Origin of the sequence: Vibrio coralliirubri (genome assembly GCF_024347375.1) — a bacterium.
Classification (GTDB): domain Bacteria; phylum Pseudomonadota; class Gammaproteobacteria; order Enterobacterales; family Vibrionaceae; genus Vibrio; species Vibrio coralliirubri.
In genome coordinates, this window is record NZ_AP025470.1 from 3,043,238 (window position 1) to 3,062,303 (window position 19,066).

At 45.6% G+C, this 19,066-nt stretch carries 10 protein-coding genes, 3 tRNA genes, 3 rRNA genes and 1 other annotated feature; of the genes, 6 read left to right on the top strand and 10 right to left on the bottom strand.

Annotated elements, in window-relative coordinates; translation table 11 throughout:
- Positions 1-311 precede the first annotated feature (311 nt).
- The 9 genes from OCV20_RS13855 to rluD all read right to left on the bottom strand — a co-directional run bounded on the left by OCV20_RS13855 (position 312) and on the right by rluD (position 10,752).
- A tRNA-Trp gene (locus OCV20_RS13855) sits at positions 312-388 on the bottom strand.
- Positions 389-423: 35 nt separating this feature from the next.
- Positions 424-500, bottom strand: a tRNA-Asp gene (locus tag OCV20_RS13860).
- Positions 501-543: 43 nt separating this feature from the next.
- Positions 544-659 (bottom strand): 5S ribosomal RNA (gene rrf, locus OCV20_RS13865).
- Between the two features lie 101 nt (positions 660-760).
- A 23S ribosomal RNA gene (locus tag OCV20_RS13870) occupies positions 761-3,654 on the bottom strand.
- Positions 3,655-3,989: 335 nt separating this feature from the next.
- Positions 3,990-4,065, bottom strand: a tRNA-Ala gene (locus tag OCV20_RS13875).
- A 75-nt stretch (positions 4,066-4,140) separates the two neighbouring features.
- Positions 4,141-5,695: ribosomal RNA gene (locus OCV20_RS13880) — 16S ribosomal RNA — on the bottom strand.
- The 16S, 23S and 5S rRNA genes sit together here with 3 tRNA genes alongside, the layout of an rRNA operon.
- A 623-nt stretch (positions 5,696-6,318) precedes the next feature.
- Positions 6,319-8,892, bottom strand: a complete 2,574-nt coding sequence (gene clpB, locus OCV20_RS13885; protein ID WP_048615048.1) for an ATP-dependent chaperone ClpB — start codon at positions 8,890-8,892, stop codon at positions 6,319-6,321.
- Positions 8,893-9,034: 142 nt separating this feature from the next.
- A complete protein-coding gene (gene pgeF / locus OCV20_RS13890; RefSeq protein WP_086775229.1) occupies positions 9,035-9,775 on the bottom strand; it encodes a peptidoglycan editing factor PgeF in 741 nt (246 codons plus the stop codon).
- Positions 9,776-9,777: 2 nt separating this feature from the next.
- Complete coding sequence (gene rluD / locus OCV20_RS13895; RefSeq protein WP_017056156.1) at positions 9,778-10,752, bottom strand: 23S rRNA pseudouridine(1911/1915/1917) synthase RluD; 975 nt, start codon at positions 10,750-10,752, stop codon at positions 9,778-9,780.
- Positions 10,753-10,889: 137 nt separating this feature from the next.
- Here rluD and OCV20_RS13900 point away from each other — a divergent pair, with 137 nt between their 5' ends.
- The 6 genes from OCV20_RS13900 (at position 10,890) to yjjX (ending at position 18,573) form a co-directional block, all read left to right on the top strand.
- Positions 10,890-11,618 carry an outer membrane protein assembly factor BamD gene (locus tag OCV20_RS13900; RefSeq protein WP_017059363.1) on the top strand — a complete coding sequence of 243 codons (729 nt, stop codon included), beginning with the start codon at positions 10,890-10,892 and terminating at the stop codon, positions 11,616-11,618.
- A 139-nt stretch (positions 11,619-11,757) separates the two neighbouring features.
- A complete protein-coding gene (locus OCV20_RS13905; RefSeq protein ID WP_321162974.1) occupies positions 11,758-13,182 on the top strand; it encodes an MltF family protein in 1,425 nt (474 codons plus the stop codon).
- A 438-nt stretch (positions 13,183-13,620) separates the two neighbouring features.
- Positions 13,621-13,956, top strand: a complete 336-nt coding sequence (gene hpf, locus OCV20_RS13910) for a ribosome hibernation-promoting factor, HPF/YfiA family (RefSeq protein ID WP_004735034.1) — start codon at positions 13,621-13,623, stop codon at positions 13,954-13,956.
- A gap of 110 nt (positions 13,957-14,066) precedes the next feature.
- Positions 14,067-14,188 (top strand) — a sequence feature (Phe leader region).
- 12 nt (positions 14,189-14,200) lie between these two features.
- The gene (gene pheA, locus OCV20_RS13915) at positions 14,201-15,376 is read left to right on the top strand and encodes a prephenate dehydratase (protein ID WP_048606831.1); all 1,176 of its coding nucleotides are present in this window, start codon (positions 14,201-14,203) and stop codon (positions 15,374-15,376) included.
- Between the two features lie 334 nt (positions 15,377-15,710).
- Entirely contained in the window at positions 15,711-18,089 is a 2,379-nt protein-coding gene (locus tag OCV20_RS13920) for a putative bifunctional diguanylate cyclase/phosphodiesterase (RefSeq protein ID WP_086775230.1), read from the top strand.
- On the top strand, positions 18,052-18,573 hold the full coding sequence (yjjX, locus tag OCV20_RS13925) for an inosine/xanthosine triphosphatase (RefSeq protein WP_086775231.1): 522 nt from the start codon (positions 18,052-18,054) through the stop codon (positions 18,571-18,573). The genes OCV20_RS13920 and yjjX overlap by 38 nt, the downstream gene beginning before the upstream one ends.
- Before the next feature lie 121 nt (positions 18,574-18,694).
- On the opposite strand, the gene trpR is transcribed toward yjjX, so the two are convergent.
- Entirely contained in the window at positions 18,695-18,988 is a 294-nt protein-coding gene (trpR, locus tag OCV20_RS13930; RefSeq protein ID WP_048615039.1) for a trp operon repressor, read from the bottom strand.
- Positions 18,989-19,066: the final 78 nt, after the last annotated feature.

Consider the following 19,066-nt stretch of genomic DNA (forward strand, 5'->3'; position numbering starts at 1 on the left):
CAGAAAGCAAAAAGGCCCTAGCATTTCTGCCGGGACGCGCAGTCTAGAGCCTTAAATATGGCCGGAAGGAGAGATTAGACCGGGCTGGCGAGCTAGGGGAACGCCTAGTTATCCCAACATTGCTTCGTAGAAGCAACAGATCTAAAAAAGCCCCAGCATTTCTGCTGAGGCTTAGTATATGGCAAGAGTTGAGGAATAGACTCCCAATACGCACTGTTTTGGTAAGTAGGGGAATCCGCTGCTGTGCCAATAGCGTATTATTAGATTCAGAAAGCAAAAAGGCTCTAGCATTTCTGCTAGAGCCTTAAATATGGCAGGGGTGGAGAGATTCGAACTCCCAACACGCGGATTTGGAATCCGCTGCTCTGCCAATTGGAGCTACACCCCTATTTTCAGTTTTAAAGAGCTGAAACTCTGAATAAGTGGCGGAGTGGACGGGACTCGAACCCGCGACCCCCGGCGTGACAGGCCGGTATTCTAACCAACTGAACTACCACTCCGCAGTGGAATACTTGTCGTCGCTGACAAGTGTTCAAATTTAAAGCCTGGCGATGTCCTACTCTCACATGGGGAAGCCCCACACTACCATCGGCGCTATTGTGTTTCACTTCTGAGTTCGGCATGGAATCAGGTGGGTCCACAACGCTATGGTCGCCAAGCAAATTTTAAAATTCGGAAAACTGTATTTAAAAGTCTATCTCTTCAAACTCATTCAAGCGTTTGGTATTTCTTTGAGTCCACAAAACCCCTTGGGTGTTGTATGGTTAAGCCTCACGGGCAATTAGTACAGGTTAGCTCAATGCCTCGCAGCACTTACACACCCTGCCTATCAACGTCGTAGTCTACGACAACCCTTTAGGACGCTTATAGCGCCAGGGAAAACTCATCTCAAGGCTCGCTTCCCGCTTAGATGCTTTCAGCGGTTATCGATTCCGAACTTAGCTACCGGGCAATGCCATTGGCATGACAACCCGAACACCAGAGGTTCGTCCACTCCGGTCCTCTCGTACTAGGAGCAGCCCCTTTCAATTTTCCAACGCCCACGGCAGATAGGGACCGAACTGTCTCACGACGTTCTAAACCCAGCTCGCGTACCACTTTAAATGGCGAACAGCCATACCCTTGGGACCGACTTCAGCCCCAGGATGTGATGAGCCGACATCGAGGTGCCAAACACCGCCGTCGATATGAACTCTTGGGCGGTATCAGCCTGTTATCCCCGGAGTACCTTTTATCCGTTGAGCGATGGCCCTTCCATTCAGAACCACCGGATCACTATGACCTGCTTTCGCACCTGCTCGAATTGTCATTCTCGCAGTCAAGCGGGCTTATGCCATTGCACTAACCACACGATGTCCAACCGTGTTTAGCCCACCTTCGTGCTCCTCCGTTACTCTTTGGGAGGAGACCGCCCCAGTCAAACTACCCACCAGGCACTGTCCGTAATCCCGATTCAGGGACCAACGTTAGAACATCAAAACTACAAGGGTGGTATTTCAAGGACGACTCCACCACATCTAGCGACGCGGTTTCATAGTCTCCCACCTATCCTACACATGTAGGTTCAATGTTCAGTGCCAAGCTGTAGTAAAGGTTCACGGGGTCTTTCCGTCTAGCCGCGGGTACACTGCATCTTCACAGCGATTTCAATTTCACTGAGTCTCGGGTGGAGACAGCGTGGCCATCATTACGCCATTCGTGCAGGTCGGAACTTACCCGACAAGGAATTTCGCTACCTTAGGACCGTTATAGTTACGGCCGCCGTTTACCGGGGCTTCGATCAAGAGCTTCGACCGAAGTCTAACCCCATCAATTAACCTTCCGGCACCGGGCAGGCGTCACACCGTATACGTCATCTTACGATTTTGCACAGTGCTGTGTTTTTAATAAACAGTTGCAGCCACCTGGTATCTGCGACTCTCGTCTGCTCCATCCGCAAGGGACTTCACTGATAAGAGCGTACCTTCTCCCGAAGTTACGGTACCATTTTGCCTAGTTCCTTCACCCGAGTTCTCTCAAGCGCCTTGGTATTCTCTACCCGACCACCTGTGTCGGTTTGGGGTACGATTCCTTACAATCTGAAGCTTAGAGGCTTTTCCTGGAAGCATGGCATCAATGACTTCACTACCGTAGTAGCTCGACATCGTATCTCAGCGTTAGTAGCGGTCCGGATTTACCTAAACCACCCGCCTACGTACTTGAACCTGGACAACCGTCGCCAGGCCCACCTAGCCTTCTCCGTCCCCCCATCGCAATTGTAAGAAGTACGGGAATATTAACCCGTTTCCCATCGACTACGCCTTTCGGCCTCGCCTTAGGAGTCGACTTACCCTGCCCCGATTAACGTTGGACAGGAACCCTTGGTCTTCCGGCGAGGGAGTTTTTCACTCCCTTTATCGTTACTCATGTCAGCATTCGCACTTCTGATACCTCCAGCAGCCCTTACAGACCACCTTCAACGGCTTACAGAACGCTCCCCTACCCCACATACCCTAAGGTACGTAGCCGCAGCTTCGGTGTATAGCTTAGCCCCGTTACATCTTCCGCGCAGGCCGACTCGACCAGTGAGCTATTACGCTTTCTTTAAATGATGGCTGCTTCTAAGCCAACATCCTGGCTGTCTGAGCCTTCCCACATCGTTTCCCACTTAGCTATACTTTGGGACCTTAGCTGGCGGTCTGGGTTGTTTCCCTCTCCACGACGGACGTTAGCACCCGCCGTGTGTCTCCCGGATAGTACTTACTGGTATTCGGAGTTTGCAAAGGGTTGGTAAGTCGGGATGACCCCCTAGCCTTAACAGTGCTCTACCCCCAGTAGTATTCGTCCGAGGCGCTACCTAAATAGCTTTCGGGGAGAACCAGCTATCTCCAGGTTTGATTGGCCTTTCACCCCTAGCCACAAGTCATCCGCTAATTTTTCAACATTAGTCGGTTCGGTCCTCCAGTTGATGTTACTCAACCTTCAACCTGCCCATGGCTAGATCACCTGGTTTCGGGTCTAATCCTAGCAACTGTACGCCCAGTTAAGACTCGGTTTCCCTACGGCTCCCCTAAACGGTTAACCTTGCTACTAAAATTAAGTCGCTGACCCATTATACAAAAGGTACGCAGTCACACCACGAAGGTGCTCCTACTGCTTGTACGTACACGGTTTCAGGTTCTATTTCACTCCCCTCACAGGGGTTCTTTTCGCCTTTCCCTCACGGTACTGGTTCACTATCGGTCAGTCAGTAGTATTTAGCCTTGGAGGATGGTCCCCCCATATTCAGACAGGATATCACGTGTCCCGCCCTACTCGTTTTCACTGATTATGATGTGTCGGTTACGGGGCTATCACCCTTTACTGCGAGACTTTCCAGACTCTTCACCTGCATCATTAAAAGCTTAAGGGCTAATCCAATTTCGCTCGCCGCTACTTTCGGAATCTCGGTTGATTTCTCTTCCTCGGGGTACTTAGATGTTTCAGTTCCCCCGGTTTGCCTCCTGCTGCTATGTATTCACAACAGGATACTTGCTTATGCAAGTGGGTTTCCCCATTCAGGAATCCCAGACTCAAAAGGTTATTACTACCTAATCTGGGCTTATCGCAAGTTATTACGCCTTTCATCGCCTCTGACTGCCAAGGCATCCACCGTGTACGCTTAGTCACTTAACCATACAACCCGAAAGGGTCTCTGTTTTACTTTCACTTTTGAAAAGTGAAAACAAACTAGTATGGCAACTAACCAAGGTTTTTGGTTGTCATCAAGAAGGGTTAATTCTCAATGACTGTTTGCCGGACTCAATTGTGATTCAAACAAGTTTGAATCGAATACAAGACACTTGAATGTGTTTGTTGTGTTTACCATAAAGGTAAACATTGAGAACTTTTAAATTTGATTGAATTACTCGTAAGTAAATCAATCAGTCAGCTTTCCAAATTGTTAAAGAGCTAGATATTTCAAAAGAAATAACCATTTTTAAAGATTCTTAAGGAAGAACACTTAAAGATGGTGGAGCTATGCGGGATCGAACCGCAGACCTCCTCGCTGCCAGCGAGGCGCTCTCCCAGCTGAGCTATAGCCCCATCTGGAAAAGTATTTCTACTCTTAACTTATTAAACCATCAATCTGTGTGGACACTTGTCGTGAGTATCTTCGTATAAGGAGGTGATCCAGCCCCAGGTTCCCCTAGGGCTACCTTGTTACGACTTCACCCCAGTCATGAACCACAAAGTGGTGAGCGTCCTCCCCGAAAGGTTAAACTACCCACTTCTTTTGCAGCCCACTCCCATGGTGTGACGGGCGGTGTGTACAAGGCCCGGGAACGTATTCACCGTGACATTCTGATTCACGATTACTAGCGATTCCGACTTCATGGAGTCGAGTTGCAGACTCCAATCCGGACTACGACGCACTTTTTGGGATTCGCTCACTATCGCTAGCTTGCTGCCCTCTGTATGCGCCATTGTAGCACGTGTGTAGCCCTACTCGTAAGGGCCATGATGACTTGACGTCGTCCCCACCTTCCTCCGGTTTATCACCGGCAGTCTCCCTGGAGTTCCCGACATTACTCGCTGGCAAACAAGGATAAGGGTTGCGCTCGTTGCGGGACTTAACCCAACATTTCACAACACGAGCTGACGACAGCCATGCAGCACCTGTCTCAGAGCTCCCGAAGGCACACCTGCGTCTCCGCTGGCTTCTCTGGATGTCAAGAGTAGGTAAGGTTCTTCGCGTTGCATCGAATTAAACCACATGCTCCACCGCTTGTGCGGGCCCCCGTCAATTCATTTGAGTTTTAATCTTGCGACCGTACTCCCCAGGCGGTCTACTTAACGCGTTAGCTCCGAAAGCCACGGCTCAAGGCCACAACCTCCAAGTAGACATCGTTTACGGCGTGGACTACCAGGGTATCTAATCCTGTTTGCTCCCCACGCTTTCGCATCTGAGTGTCAGTATCTGTCCAGGGGGCCGCCTTCGCCACTGGTATTCCTTCAGATCTCTACGCATTTCACCGCTACACCTGAAATTCTACCCCCCTCTACAGTACTCTAGTTCACCAGTTTCAAATGCAGTTCCGAGGTTGAGCCCCGGGCTTTCACATCTGACTTAATGAACCACCTGCATGCGCTTTACGCCCAGTAATTCCGATTAACGCTCGCACCCTCCGTATTACCGCGGCTGCTGGCACGGAGTTAGCCGGTGCTTCTTCTGTTGCTAACGTCAAGAGACAGCGCTATTAACACTACCCCCTTCCTCACAACTGAAAGTACTTTACAACCCGAAGGCCTTCTTCATACACGCGGCATGGCTGCATCAGGCTTTCGCCCATTGTGCAATATTCCCCACTGCTGCCTCCCGTAGGAGTCTGGACCGTGTCTCAGTTCCAGTGTGGCTGATCATCCTCTCAGACCAGCTAGGGATCGTCGCCTTGGTGAGCCATTACCTCACCAACTAGCTAATCCCACCTAGGCATATCTTGACGCGAGAGGCCCGAAGGTCCCCCTCTTTGGCCCGTAGGCATTATGCGGTATTAGCCATCGTTTCCAATGGTTATCCCCCACATCAAGGCAATTTCCTAGGCATTACTCACCCGTCCGCCGCTCGACGCCCATTAACGCACCCGAAGGATTGTTAGTGTCGTTTCCGCTCGACTTGCATGTGTTAGGCCTGCCGCCAGCGTTCAATCTGAGCCATGATCAAACTCTTCAATTTAAGATTTTGTGACTCAACGAATACTGACTTCAAAACTAATATTTACCGCTCTTTCGAAAAAGAACAGAAACATGTAATTCTAAAGCTATTACCATTCCAACAGAATGATAATGAATTGACTGTGCCAAATAACCCCTCTCTATAAAGAAAGTAATTATTCGTATTGGTCACTCAGTTCATTGAAATCATTTGTTACCGAAGTAACTGCTATTACGCTCTTTCGAAAAAGAACAAATAACGTTTTGATATTCATCAACGAGTGCCCACACAGATTGATAGGTTTAAATTGTTAAAGAGCTTTACTTGTTGAGCGTTCCTTTTAGTAAGGAGCCTCTCGAAGTGGACGGCCATTCTAGCGGATTGGATTCCAGTGTCAAACACTTTTTCCAGCTAATTTTTTCAAAGCATCTTAAATGCTTATCACCGTCTTGTTACTCAGTTCAAACCGCTTGGTTATCCTTGGCAACGGAGGCGCATTATAGAGAGAATAATCCTTTGCACAAGGCCAAAAACGAAAAAAAGCCGCCACCGGCGACCGTTCGAACACTATTCACACAAAGCGTTCAAAATAGGTACGATTAAGCCTTAATTTCGGCCAATCGTACCTACCGTTCTTACTTCAACTATTGGTGAGCAATAATGCGGTCGTTGTTTACTAATAGCTGTACTTTCTTATCTGGATTAATTTTTCCTGCCAATATCGCTTTCGCTAACGGGTTCTCTACACTTTGTTGGATCGCTCTTTTCAAAGGTCTCGCACCATATACTGGATCAAAACCAACTTGAGAAATCAACTTGAGTGCTTTATCCGAGACTTCAAGCTCATAACCATTGTCTTCCATGCGCTTCTTAAGGTGCTCAAGCTGAATAGCGGCTATCGACTGAATGTGCTCTTGACCCAATGGATGGAACACCACGCTTTCATCAACTCGGTTCAAAAACTCAGGACGGAAATGTTTACCTACCACTTCCATCACTTCATTCTTTATTCCTTGGTAGTCGAGCGTATTGAAGTTCTCTTGAATTCTCGAAGAGCCAAGGTTGGATGTCATGATCACTACTGTGTTTCTAAAATCGACTGTACGACCTTGTCCATCAGTTAAGCGTCCATCATCAAGCACCTGCAATAAGATATTGAAAACATCCGGATGCGCTTTCTCTACTTCATCGAGCAAAATCACTGAGTAAGGCTTGCGACGTACCGCTTCTGTTAAATAGCCACCTTCTTCATATCCAACGTAACCCGGAGGAGCACCAACCAAACGAGCAACAGAGTGTTTCTCCATAAACTCAGACATGTCGATACGCACCATTGCATCGTCACTATCAAACATGAAGTTCGCGAGTGTTTTACACAATTCGGTTTTACCAACGCCAGTTGGACCAAGGAATAAGAAAGAGCCAATCGGCTTGTTCGGATCAGATAAACCTGCACGGCTACGACGAATCGCATTCGATACCACTTCGACGGCTTCCGCTTGGCCAATCACGCGGTTATGCAGAACACCTTCCATTTTAAGAAGCTTCTCTTTCTCTGCTTCTAGCATTTTAGAAACAGGGATGCCTGTTTGCTTCGATAGCACGTCTGCAATTTCTGCATCGGTGACTTTATTACGCAGTAGCGTCATTTCTTGCATTTCAGCTTGAGTCGCAAGATCTAACTGCTTCTCTAATTCTGGGATTCGACCGTATTGCAATTCAGACATTCGGTTAAGATCACCTGCACGTCGCGCAAAGTCCATATCCATACGAGCTTGTTCTAGCTCTGACTTGATGTGTTGCGTGCCAGAAAGCGCGGCTTTCTCTGCATTCCACACTTCTTCAAGCTCTGCGAAATCGCGTTCTTTGTCAGAAAGCTCTTCTTGTAATGTTCGAAGACGTTTTTCACTGGCTTCGTCATTCTCATTAGTAAGAGCTTGCTGCTCGATCTTCAATTGAATGATTTTACGCTCGAGCTTATCTAACGACTCAGGTTTTGAGTCGATCTGCATACGGATACTCGAAGCCGCTTCATCAATCAGGTCAATCGCCTTATCCGGCAATTGGCGATCAGAAACGTATCGATGAGATAATGTTGCAGCCGCGACAATCGCGGGGTCGGTAATTTCTACATGATGGTGAAGTTCATAGCGCTCTTTCAAACCGCGGAGAATTGCGACCGTGTCTTCCACGGTTGGCTCATCGACGATCACTTTTTGGAATCGACGCTCTAACGCAGGATCTTTCTCTATATACTGGCGATATTCATCGAGTGTGGTTGCACCTACACAGTGAAGTTCACCACGAGCCAATGCTGGTTTCAGCATATTACCCGCATCCATAGAGCCTTCACCTTTGCCCGCACCTACCATGGTGTGAATTTCATCGATGAAGAGAATGATGTTGCCCTCTTCTTTCGATAATTCGTTAAGAACTGATTTTAAACGTTCTTCAAATTCACCACGATATTTAGCGCCGGCAATCAAAGAGCCCATATCTAACGAAAGTACACGTCGACCTCTCAAACCTTCAGGTACTTCATTATTGATAATACGCTGCGCTAAACCTTCGACAATTGCTGTTTTACCAACACCTGGTTCACCGATAATGACAGGGTTGTTCTTGGTGCGGCGTTGAAGTACTTGGATCGTGCGACGGATTTCGTCGTCTCGGCCAATTACCGGATCCAGCTTGCCTTGCTCTGCTCTTTCGGTCAGATCAATGGTGAACTTCTCGAGTGCTTGGCGTCTGTCTTCCGCATTCGGGTCATCGACCTTCTGGCCACCGCGAACTTGTTCAATAGCTTGAGATAATTTCTGCTCAGTAAGACCTAGTTCTTTAAGTAGGTTTCCTAAAGGACCTTTGTCTTCAATAGCAGCTAGTAGGAATACTTCTGAAGATATGTAACTGTCTTGACGCTTTTGCGCGACCTTGTCACATAGGTTGAACAGCGTTCCCATCGCATTCGATAACTGAACGTCACCACCAATACCACTTACTTTAGGCACTCGGTCTAATATTTCGCTCAATTTAGAACGCAATTGAACCACATCAATATTCAGCATGGTGAGCAATGGACGAATTGCACTACCATCTTGATTAAGCAAAGACACCATTAGGTGCACAGGTTCTATATATTGGTGATCACGACCTAATGCGAGCGACTGAGCATCAGATATCGCAATTTGGAATTTACTAGTGAATCGATCGAGACGCATGCCAACCTTCCTACTCTTAGATATGTTTATCTTATGGTTAGAAGATGGATACGGTAACGCGGATTTTCAAGGGATAAGAATGAAGAATAGAGCTGATATAAAAATATAAATTAACTGGATGACTAGTTGCACTAGCTAAAGGTTACTCTAACCAAATAAAAGTAGCTTGGCGCCCAGTAATACCATCACGACGATAAGAATAGAACGCATCGGCCTCAGCGAAGGTACATAGATTGGAGTCTGTCACAGAAGTGATACCAACTTTGTTCAGTCGTTGCGTTGCAAGCTGAGACATGTTCGCTAGCCATTTGCCCGGTTCAGCTTTGGCTTCAAATGCGAGCTTAGCATGAGGGTCAAAACTAACGAAAGCTTCCAACACATCATCGCCTACTTCAAAGGCTTGTTTGCCTATTGCCGGACCAAGCCAAGCAATGATCTTATTCTCTGAATCTAGGTTTGAAAACTTTGCGACGGTATTTTCAAGAATTCCACCAGCAAGACCACGCCAACCAGCATGAACTGCAGCAACTTGAGTGCCTTTGGTATCAGTAAGAATTACAGGTAAGCAATCGGCTGTCATCGCAGAACAAACAACACCTTTAGCTGCGGTAAATGCACCGTCAGCATCAAGAATATCTGCCGTAGGGTGTAAAACCGTAACGACATCTGTTGAGTGAGTTTGATTTAGCCAAACCGGAGCTGCAGGCATATTAGCGTGTTGCTTGAGCCAGGCTCTGTTGTTTTCAACAAGCGAAGCATCATCCCCAACATGCGTACCTAGGTTTAATCCTTGATACGCACCAGTAGAAAAACCATCAAAACGTGTCGAAGCAAATGCTTTCACGTTTTTTGGTGCATTCCAGTTAGGGATGATCATCGACATGATTAAATGTCGTCTTCCAAGTTTTCGCGCGCATCAACACGTAACGCTTCAGCCATCACAACCATGTCATTTGGCACAGGAGCGTGGAACTCAACTTCTTCACCTGTAATTGGGTGAACAAATTTAAGCATAACGGCGTGCAGTGCTTGGCGATCAAAAGAACGAATCATTGTTGTTAGTTCTTCAGATGCACCTTTTGGAATACGAGCACGGCCACCGTATGCAACGTCACCTAGCAGCGGGTGCTGAAGGTATGACATATGAACACGGATTTGGTGAGTACGACCCGTTTCTAGGCGTAGACGAATACGAGTATGTTCGCGGAAGTGCTCAGCAACACGGTAGTGAGTTACCGCTGGCTTTCCTAATTCATTTACGTCCATTAGAGTACGCTTAGTTGCGTGACGGCTAATGCCTTTCTCTACCACACCACCAGCGGTCATTTTGCCAATTGCAATTGCTTCATATTCACGAGTAATACGACGCTTAGCAAGAGCACGCACAAGACGAGTTTGAGCTGGAACCGTTTTAGCCACAACCATAAGACCTGTTGTGTCTTTATCAAGACGGTGCACAATACCTGCACGAGGCACTTCTGCAATCTGAGGGTAATGGAAAAGCAATGCGTTTAGTATGGTTCCATCCGGTGTGCCTGCGCCTGGGTGTACAACCAGATCGCGAGGCTTATTGATAACCAATAAGTCATCATCTTCGTAGACAATGTCTAGAGGAATGTCTTGTGCTTCCCAGCGCTCTTCATCTGCAAGTTCAGCTTGCAAGATGATCTCTTCACCGCCCAAAACCTTAACGCGTGGCTTAGTAATAACTTCGCCATCCACTTGGATTTTGCCGTCAAGAAGCCACTCTTTAATGCGAGAGCGAGAAAAATCGGTAAATAGTTCAGCGACAGCTTGGTCTAAACGTTGACCTAACTGGCTGCTTTTTACTGTGTCTGTTAATGTGATCTGCTGAGCCATATCGAACTTTTTTAAAAACCGTGAGACTAATACCCATTAGTATGGATAAAATAGAATAATTGCATCATTGTATCTGTTACTGGTTAGAAAGTAACGGAAGCTTACGAAATATTTAATTCAAGGAATCGACGCCTGACATGAAACACCTTACTTTATCGGGTCTATTAGCCGTATCACTCTTGGTTGGTTGTTCAAGTAGTGAAGAGATAGTGCCAGATGTACCACCATCGGTTCTCTACTCTGACGCTCAAGAATCACTGCAGAGCGGTAGCTGGCTTTCAGCAATAGAAAAGCTAGAAGCCCTAGACTCACGTTACCCATTCGGCGCCTATTCTGAGCAAGTACAGCTCGATCTGATTTACGCTTACTACAAAAATGATGACTTGGCACTTGGCCTCGCTACCATCTCACGTTTCCTACGTTTGAACCCAACGCATGAGAAACAAGACTGGGTTCTTTACATGCGCGGCTTAACGCACATGGCGCAAGACCGTAACTTCATGCACGATATTTTTAATATCGACCGTAGTGACCGAGATCCTGAACCAGTGAAACTTGCGTTTGCTGACTTCAAGCGACTACTCGAACGTTTCCCTAGCAGCCCTTATGCTGAAGATGCACAAAAACGCATGTTCGCACTTAAGAACCGCCTAGCGGAGTATGACTTAGCAACCGCTGACTTCTACCTACGCCGCGAAGCTTGGATTGCTGCGATCAACAGAACGCAAGAGCTGCAAAAAACTTACCCAGACACCATTGCTGCGCGTAAGTCTTTAGATATCCAGCTAAAAGCTTATCAGCAACTCGGCCTAGATGACGCTGTGTTAAGAACAGAAAAGTTGATTGAGTTAAACCCACTACCTTAATCAAACCTCTTACCATCTCGATCCAAAAGCGCGCTAATTTACTAGCGCGCTTTTTTCATCTCCATATCGCAAACTTGATGGATCGCATAATACACGGTATCTTCAAAAGATAACTTTTAACAAAACATCAACATGGAGTGTGGATGTGAGTAGGTTGTTATTATTTATCTGGATATCGCTATTTAGCCACTTATCCTACGCATTAGAACTGTCCCCACTAAGCAATAAGCCTTACATGGGAGACTTGGATGTGCTCAAAACCAAAGGAACGGTTAGAGTGCTCGTATCTGCCGATCTTGGTTTCTATTACATCGAGGATGGCAAGCCAAAAGGCATCGTGGCAGAAATGCTCTACCACTTTGAGAAAAGCCTTCGTAAGAAACATCCCTATCTCAATGTTCAAATCATCCCCGTGCAACGAGATGATCTACTTCCCTCTCTAGAGTCTGGCTATGGTGATGTCGCTGTCGCTAACCTAACGATCACCGACAAACGGTTACGAACCATCGATTTTTCAGATCCGATGATTAAAGATGGTAAAGAACTCATTATCACAGGGAAAAAGGCCGAACCTATCACCGAAATCAAGCAATTGAGCGGCAAAGAGGTCTGGATACGAGCAAGCTCGAGTTACTTCGAGAGTGTACAAAGAGTCAATAAGGAGCTTAACGAACTAGGTTTACCACCACTGCATGTCCACTTTATCGAGGAGTCATTACAAGACTACGAGCTGATAGAGTTGGTTAACCAAGGTTATATACAAGGTACAATTCTAGATAACCATAAAGCCAAGCTCTGGATCGATGTAATGGATAACATTCAAGTCCATAACGACTTACCTTTGCGAGAAAATGGTCGTATTGCTTGGGCTTTGAGAAAAGACAGCCCTCAACTGAAGAAAGAGATAAACAAATACGTCAAGACCGCACGAACAGGCACCCTGCTTGGAAACGTCATCTACCAGAAATACATCGACAATACTCGCTGGTTAGGCCGAGCACTCAACCCCAATAAAGTAGACCGAGTTGCTAAACTCTCAGATGTCTTTGAAAAGTATTCAAGCAAGTATGAATTTGATCCTTTGATGATGTCGGCTCAAGGTTTCCAAGAATCAGGACTGGATCAGAGCCGGGTTTCTCATCGCGGGGCTATTGGTGTGATGCAGGTATTACCGAGTACCGCCAAAGATAAAAACGTCAACATCAAGAACATCCATAAGGTGGATAACAACATCCATGCGGGTGTGAAGTATATGCGCTTTATCAAAGACCGATATTTTGACGACCCGGCAATATCACCCGACAATCAAATCTACTTTACCTTGGCTTCTTACAACGCTGGTCCTGCTAAGATCAGAAAGATGAGGCGCATTGCCAAGCAGAAAGGTTACAACCCAAACATCTGGTTTAAAAACGTAGAAATCATCACTCGCAAATACGTGAGTAAAGAACCCGTAACCTATGTTGCCAACATCAATCGTTACTTCGTAATCTATAAACAATTACAAGCTATCAATGCTATCCGAGAGGACGGCACAGCGAGATTACTGAACACTAACGATTAGGATCGCCTCAATCCCAAAGCTGGGGAGCCAAAGGTATTAGGTAAAGCTAAAAAACACAAAAGCCGCGTAAGAATACTTATGCGGCTTTTGTTTATCTAATTCTGAAGAAGCTTACGTAGCGATCTAGATCGCGAGATCTATATCACGAGACCTTTATCACAAAACACTATTGAGTAAATTTCAATCAAGCACTTTCCATAGGCTGTAGGACGCCCCTAAAAACTGGTTTAATTTTTAGCGAAGCCTTGCCTCCAAGTTATCGTTTTTCATAAGGATAACAAGCATTTTTCACCAAAAACATATCAAGACTTGCGTAAGATCACATTTGATTTTAATGCTTATTCCTCCCAGCCAAAACAAGATCTAGATCACATTCTTTATTCCTAAAAGTCGTAATCTGAAGTTAACCCATGAGGGATACAACAGAGGAAAACTTCTATGAAAATGAACATCACTGGTAAAAACATCGACATTACCTCTGCAATCCGTGATCACATAGAAAGCAAATTTAAAAAGCTGGATAAATGGCAAGTAGACATCATTGGCTGCCAAGCGAGCTTTAGCGAAGAACCAAACAAGAAGAAAAAATTTGAAGCGGTTCTAACCGTACCAAAAGGCCAACTTGTTGCTTCATCAATCCATGACGACCTCTACGTAGCGATCAACGAAGTAGAACAAAAACTAGAGCGTCAACTCAACAAGCTACGCCATAAACCTGAAGCGCGCCGCGCTGAAAAGCCTGAAATCGAAGAGCTAGAAGCTGAAGTAGAATAAGGAAAGATAACAGATTAAAAAATAGCGCCTCTGGGCGCTATTTTTTTGCTTGACGCTCGTAGCTCGCTTGCTTATTGTGTTTAAACATTCATAAAACAATCACTTTTTATGCACACTCAATCTTTGTTTATTTTTGACTTCTTTTTTCTTCCGTAAATCGGAGGCTAAGTCGTTTTAGAGAAACAAGTCAAAAACGAACAAGAAGCCTCCCACACTAGGGAGGCTTTTTTATAAGGACACATTTATGACTGACCGCTCAATTTCACTGGATGATATCCGCCTTCGTCTTAATGATTTAGACGACGAACTCCTGAAGTTACTTTCGGAGCGTCGCAAGCTAAGTATCGAAGTCGCTAAAAGCAAAGTAGAGACATCAAAACCAGTTCGTGATGCAGTACGAGAGCAACAACTATTAGTTAAGCTGATCAATAACGGCAAAGATAAATACGAATTGGATGCGCAATACATTACCAAGCTGTTTCACACCATCATCGAAGATTCCGTTTTACTACAGCAGTCATATTTACAAAACCTAGCGAACCCGCAAAGCCGCAAACCATTGGCTCGCGTTGCATTCTTAGGATCTAAGGGATCATATTCTCACCTTGCGAGCCGCGAATACTTCAGCCGCAAGAATATGGAGTTGATTGAGCTGAACTGTAATCACTTCAAAGAAGTCACATCAACAGTAGAGTCTGGCCATGCCGACTACGGTGTCCTGCCGATTGAGAACACCAGTTCAGGGTCAATTAACGAGGTCTACGACCTGCTACAGCATACGACTCTATACATTGTTGGCGAACTTTCTCAACCGATTGAGCACTGCCTCCTTGCTAAGAGTGATATCCGATTAGAAGACATCAAAACGCTCTACTCGCACCCACAACCTCATCAACAATGCAGTGAGTTCTTGAGCCGCCTTAAGGGTGTCAGCCTTGAGTCTTGCGCAAGCACCGCTGATGCAATGAAAAAGGTTAAAGAACTGGGTGGTAATGACGTAGCTGCAATTGGTAATGCATCGAGCGGCAAGCTTTATGGGCTTCAGCCAATCCAAGGTAACATTGCAAACCAAACAGAGAATCACACTCGTTTCATTGTTGTGGCGCGTAAACCTGTTGAAGTATCAACTCAAATACCAGCGAAAACGACGCTCATCATGTCGACATCTCAAGAGGCGGGCTCTTTGGTAGAGACACTACTGATCTTGCAACGCTTAGGCATCAACATGACCAAGCTGGAATCTCGTCCTATCATGGGTAACCCTTGGGAAGAGATGTTCTATGTCGATTTAGAGGCGCATCTGGATTCAGATAACATGCAGCAAGCGATAACGGAACTAACAGCCATTACTCGCCACCTGAAAGTGTTGGGTTGCTACCCAAGTGAGAACATCAAAGCGACTCAAGTTAAGTTGTCATAGCTGAGAGCGAGTATCAGCTTTTAGCTAACATAAGTATTTGGCCTACAGTAGGCCAAATACTTAAATCACCCTCTAGTCGAATACTATTCGAGCTAAGAACACATCCCCTAGCATGCCTGAAACACAATTCACTTGTTTCACTCATTCGGCACGCACACTCGCTCCACTGCTTACGTCTTTCTAACAAAAAAACTCATTAATAGCTTTTTTATCAATAAAGACAAAACCTTACCCCCTTCACAGGAAATCATCGAACTACGTGTAATTAATAGCGAGCAATCATTAAGTAACATAAACTTACGCGCTTAAATTATAAATAGTGTTGTCATTAACTATGAAGCTAAGTACTAAAATCTTACTACTGATAGCCCCTGTGATACTGATCAGTACCGCGGCTTCTAGCTATATTATTTACTCGACACAGAAAAGTAGCTTCATCAAACGCGAAGACAACGCACTTCAGCTGAATATGGAGAAACTAGCCGGTTACTTTCGCCAATCTCGTTCGTTCCTCAATAGCTACTCTTACACCTTGACCCAGAGTGATATGGTGAAGCGTTATTTTCTCACTGATCAAAATCTATCTCGCGATCTTGAACTGGTCAGTAACCTTCGAGAAGCCATACATTTCCTGCAAGATGACGATGAAAGCTATACAGCTTTAGCTCTTCTTAATGGTGATCGAAAACTGCGTTATTACGCGGATAATAGCAACGACTCACGCACTCAGATTGACAGTAAGATATTGGAGTATGTTGACCAGCACTATCAAGACACCCTAGCAACATCGAGTACCAACTATATTCAAAACTCCCAAGGCGAAGGGATGTTGGTTCACTACGACAAGGTTAATAGAAAAGCGATTTTCCCAACCGCAAGCAATCAGCCCGACGATGTGTTCTTTGTTGTTGTCTCTGTCTCTCTCGACAAGTTTAATGCGCTGAGAAAACAAATAGAGTTCGACTACCAAACCAGTTTGTTCTTCACATCCATAGCGGTTTCTTTGGAAAATGATGTTACTCACTCAGTCAAGCTTGCACCAGACCTGTACGCCACGGTCGATCCGGCTCAATTCCTGTTGGAAAACAAGCTCGATTCAATTTGGAACAAGTTGAGTTTGTCGTTTGCACTGTCTGCGTTTGTGACTGTCGCTCTGCTACTCATGCTTCTGTCTCGCACCGTGATTACTCCAATAACACGGCTCGATCGACAGCTACAGCAAGTCGAAAAAAAACAACGTAAGAACATTGAACGCTTGGGCACTCGTGATGAACTTGGCCGCTTATCACAGCGTTTTTATGACATGTACCAAGAGCTAGACAACACCTACCAGCAAACCAAGCTCTTGGCCGAAAATGATCAGTTAACCCAAATAGCCAATCGGCATCAGTTTCAAACCTTCGTTCAGCAATCGTTGCCAAAACCGAGTTCGAATACCGAAACCTGGGTTCTCTATTTTGATTTGGATAACTTCAAGTTTGTGAACGACAAATACGGGCATCAAATCGGCGACTCTATTCTGGTCTCTTTTGCTCAGCGTATTTCAGACATTTGTCGTCACTATAAAGCGGAGTTCGACGCTCACTGCATGCCAGCCCGACTTTCTGGTGACGAGTTCGTTGTCTACATTAACGCTCCTAGTCACCGAGGAAATGTCGCGCATCGATTCTCGAATGATTTACTGACTCCACTGCAAAAAGGTTTTGTCACCGAATCAGGCAGCTTTCCGATCACGGTCAGTATTGGTATTGCGACCTACCCTAATGATGGCAACTCAATCGAGAAGCTACTGTCCAACGCGGATACCGCGATGTACCAAGCCAAGCGTGCCGGTAAAAACCAATTTGCTGACTATTCACGGGATTTAGACAAAGCCATTCAGCGCCAAGCAGACATTGAACGTGCGCTTAGAGGAAAGAATTTTGATGACGAATTCAGGCTCGTTTACATGCCCTATATGGATTCTACCGGGACTGATGTTATTGGCGTTGAGGTGTTATTACGTTGGAATTCAAAGCAACTTGGTTTGGTTCCACCGGATGAGTTCATTCCAATTGCCGAACAAACCGGGCAGTTCGAACATGTTGACCGCTGGGTAATACAGAATGCGTTTGCTTCATTCCATCGACTTCAGGCTCAATTTGATCACTCAATTCAATTGTCGATCAACTTATCTTCTGCTGGCATTGAAACCACTCACCTTGCGGGTTTCATTAAAGAACACGCGGAGTTAAATCGAATTCCACCAAGCCTGATCGATTTTGAAATCACTGAAACCTTTTACTCAAATTCAGAAGGCTTTCCATTACTGAACGAACTGTCATGCATGGGCTATCGACTGGCGATTGATGATTTTGGTTCCGGTTACACCTCCATCACTCAACTGGTGCAGTATCCAACTCAGAAAATTAAATTGGATAAAGCGTTTTTGGATACCTTGATTGAGACCGATAACCAGAACATCGTAAAACCGGTTATCGGGTTGTGTCATGCTCAGGGGAAAAAGGTCACCGCCGAAGGGATTGAAACTCAAGGCATGCACCAGTGGTTACAGGATGCACAGTGCGATATGCTGCAAGGCTATTACTTTGGTAAACCTATGCCACTAGAAGAGTTGAGTGACTGGTACCGACAACATCAACTCAATCTAATCGACAACAAAAAGAATCCGACACATGAAATCTGTAATCATCGCATCGCTGAACCCAGCTAAAATTAACGCCGTTAAAAGTGCGTTCTTATCTGCTTTTCCTAATACTGAATTTGATTTCAAAGGCATCAGCGTCCCTAGTGGTGTCGCCGATCAACCGATGAGCAATGACGAAACCTATCAAGGTGCCGTGAATCGTGTTCACAATGCAACTAAAGCTCAGCCTGATGCAGACTTCTATGTTGGTCTAGAAGCGGGAATAGAAACAAACGTTACCTTTGCTTGGATGGTGATCGAAGCGAATGGTCAACGTGGCGAGTCTCGTTCAGCAAGCCTGATGCTGCCACCAGCCGTGCTTGATAAATTAGAGCATGCAAACGAATTAGGGGATGTGATGGATGAAGTCTTTGGTACCGATAACATCAAACAGAAAGGTGGCGCAATTGGCCTACTGACACATAACCAATTGTCACGCAGTTCTGTTTATCATCAGGCTTTAATTTTAGCTCTGATCCCATTTGTGAATCCTGAGCACTTTCCTATTTAGCGCTTCGTAAACTTAAAAAGGTTCTGAGAACAATCTACAGAAACAAAAAACGCTAACATTCAGTTAGCGTTTTTTTATCGAATTCGTCTTCTCACTATTCAGTGATAGCTTAATTCCATTATTACTTGAGCAATAGGTCGGCGATCACGGCTTTCTCTTGTTCAGATTTGGCCTTTAGCTCATTTGAGCCTCTGGTTATCGTCGCTACGCCTACGCCCAGCATTTGACTCACCTGTCGTTGAGACATATCGCCTTTCATCAGCTCACAGAAGATATTAATTCGAGCAACCAGAGCATCTCGCTCGTCTGGTGTCATCATCATGGTCAACAACAGCTCGTGCTGATCTTTTTCGACAGCCGTCTTTACCAAGTCCATCAGTTGTTGCCAATTATCATATTCAGGTTGTGATGCCATATCTCTACACTTACTTTTAAATTCTGACTTTAAAGAGTCGCTTAACGATTGAAAGCGTTTAACACTTTATACCGAAAC

Excerpts from the sequence above, each read along its gene's own strand:
- clpB (WP_048615048.1), bottom strand. The coding sequence starts at position 8,892 with ATGCGTCTCGATCGATTCACTAGTAAATTCCAAATTGCGATATCTGAT.
- pgeF (WP_086775229.1), bottom strand. The coding sequence starts at position 9,775 with ATGTCGATGATCATCCCTAACTGGAATGCACCAAAAAACGTGAAAGCA.
- rluD (WP_017056156.1), bottom strand. The coding sequence starts at position 10,752 with ATGGCTCAGCAGATCACATTAACAGACACAGTAAAAAGCAGCCAGTTA.
- OCV20_RS13900 (WP_017059363.1), top strand. The coding sequence starts at position 10,890 with ATGAAACACCTTACTTTATCGGGTCTATTAGCCGTATCACTCTTGGTT.
- hpf (WP_004735034.1), top strand. The coding sequence starts at position 13,621 with ATGAAAATGAACATCACTGGTAAAAACATCGACATTACCTCTGCAATC.
- pheA (WP_048606831.1), top strand. The coding sequence starts at position 14,201 with ATGACTGACCGCTCAATTTCACTGGATGATATCCGCCTTCGTCTTAAT.
- OCV20_RS13920 (WP_086775230.1), top strand. The coding sequence starts at position 15,711 with ATGAAGCTAAGTACTAAAATCTTACTACTGATAGCCCCTGTGATACTG.
- yjjX (WP_086775231.1), top strand. The coding sequence starts at position 18,052 with ATGAAATCTGTAATCATCGCATCGCTGAACCCAGCTAAAATTAACGCC.
- trpR (WP_048615039.1), bottom strand. The coding sequence starts at position 18,988 with ATGGCATCACAACCTGAATATGATAATTGGCAACAACTGATGGACTTG.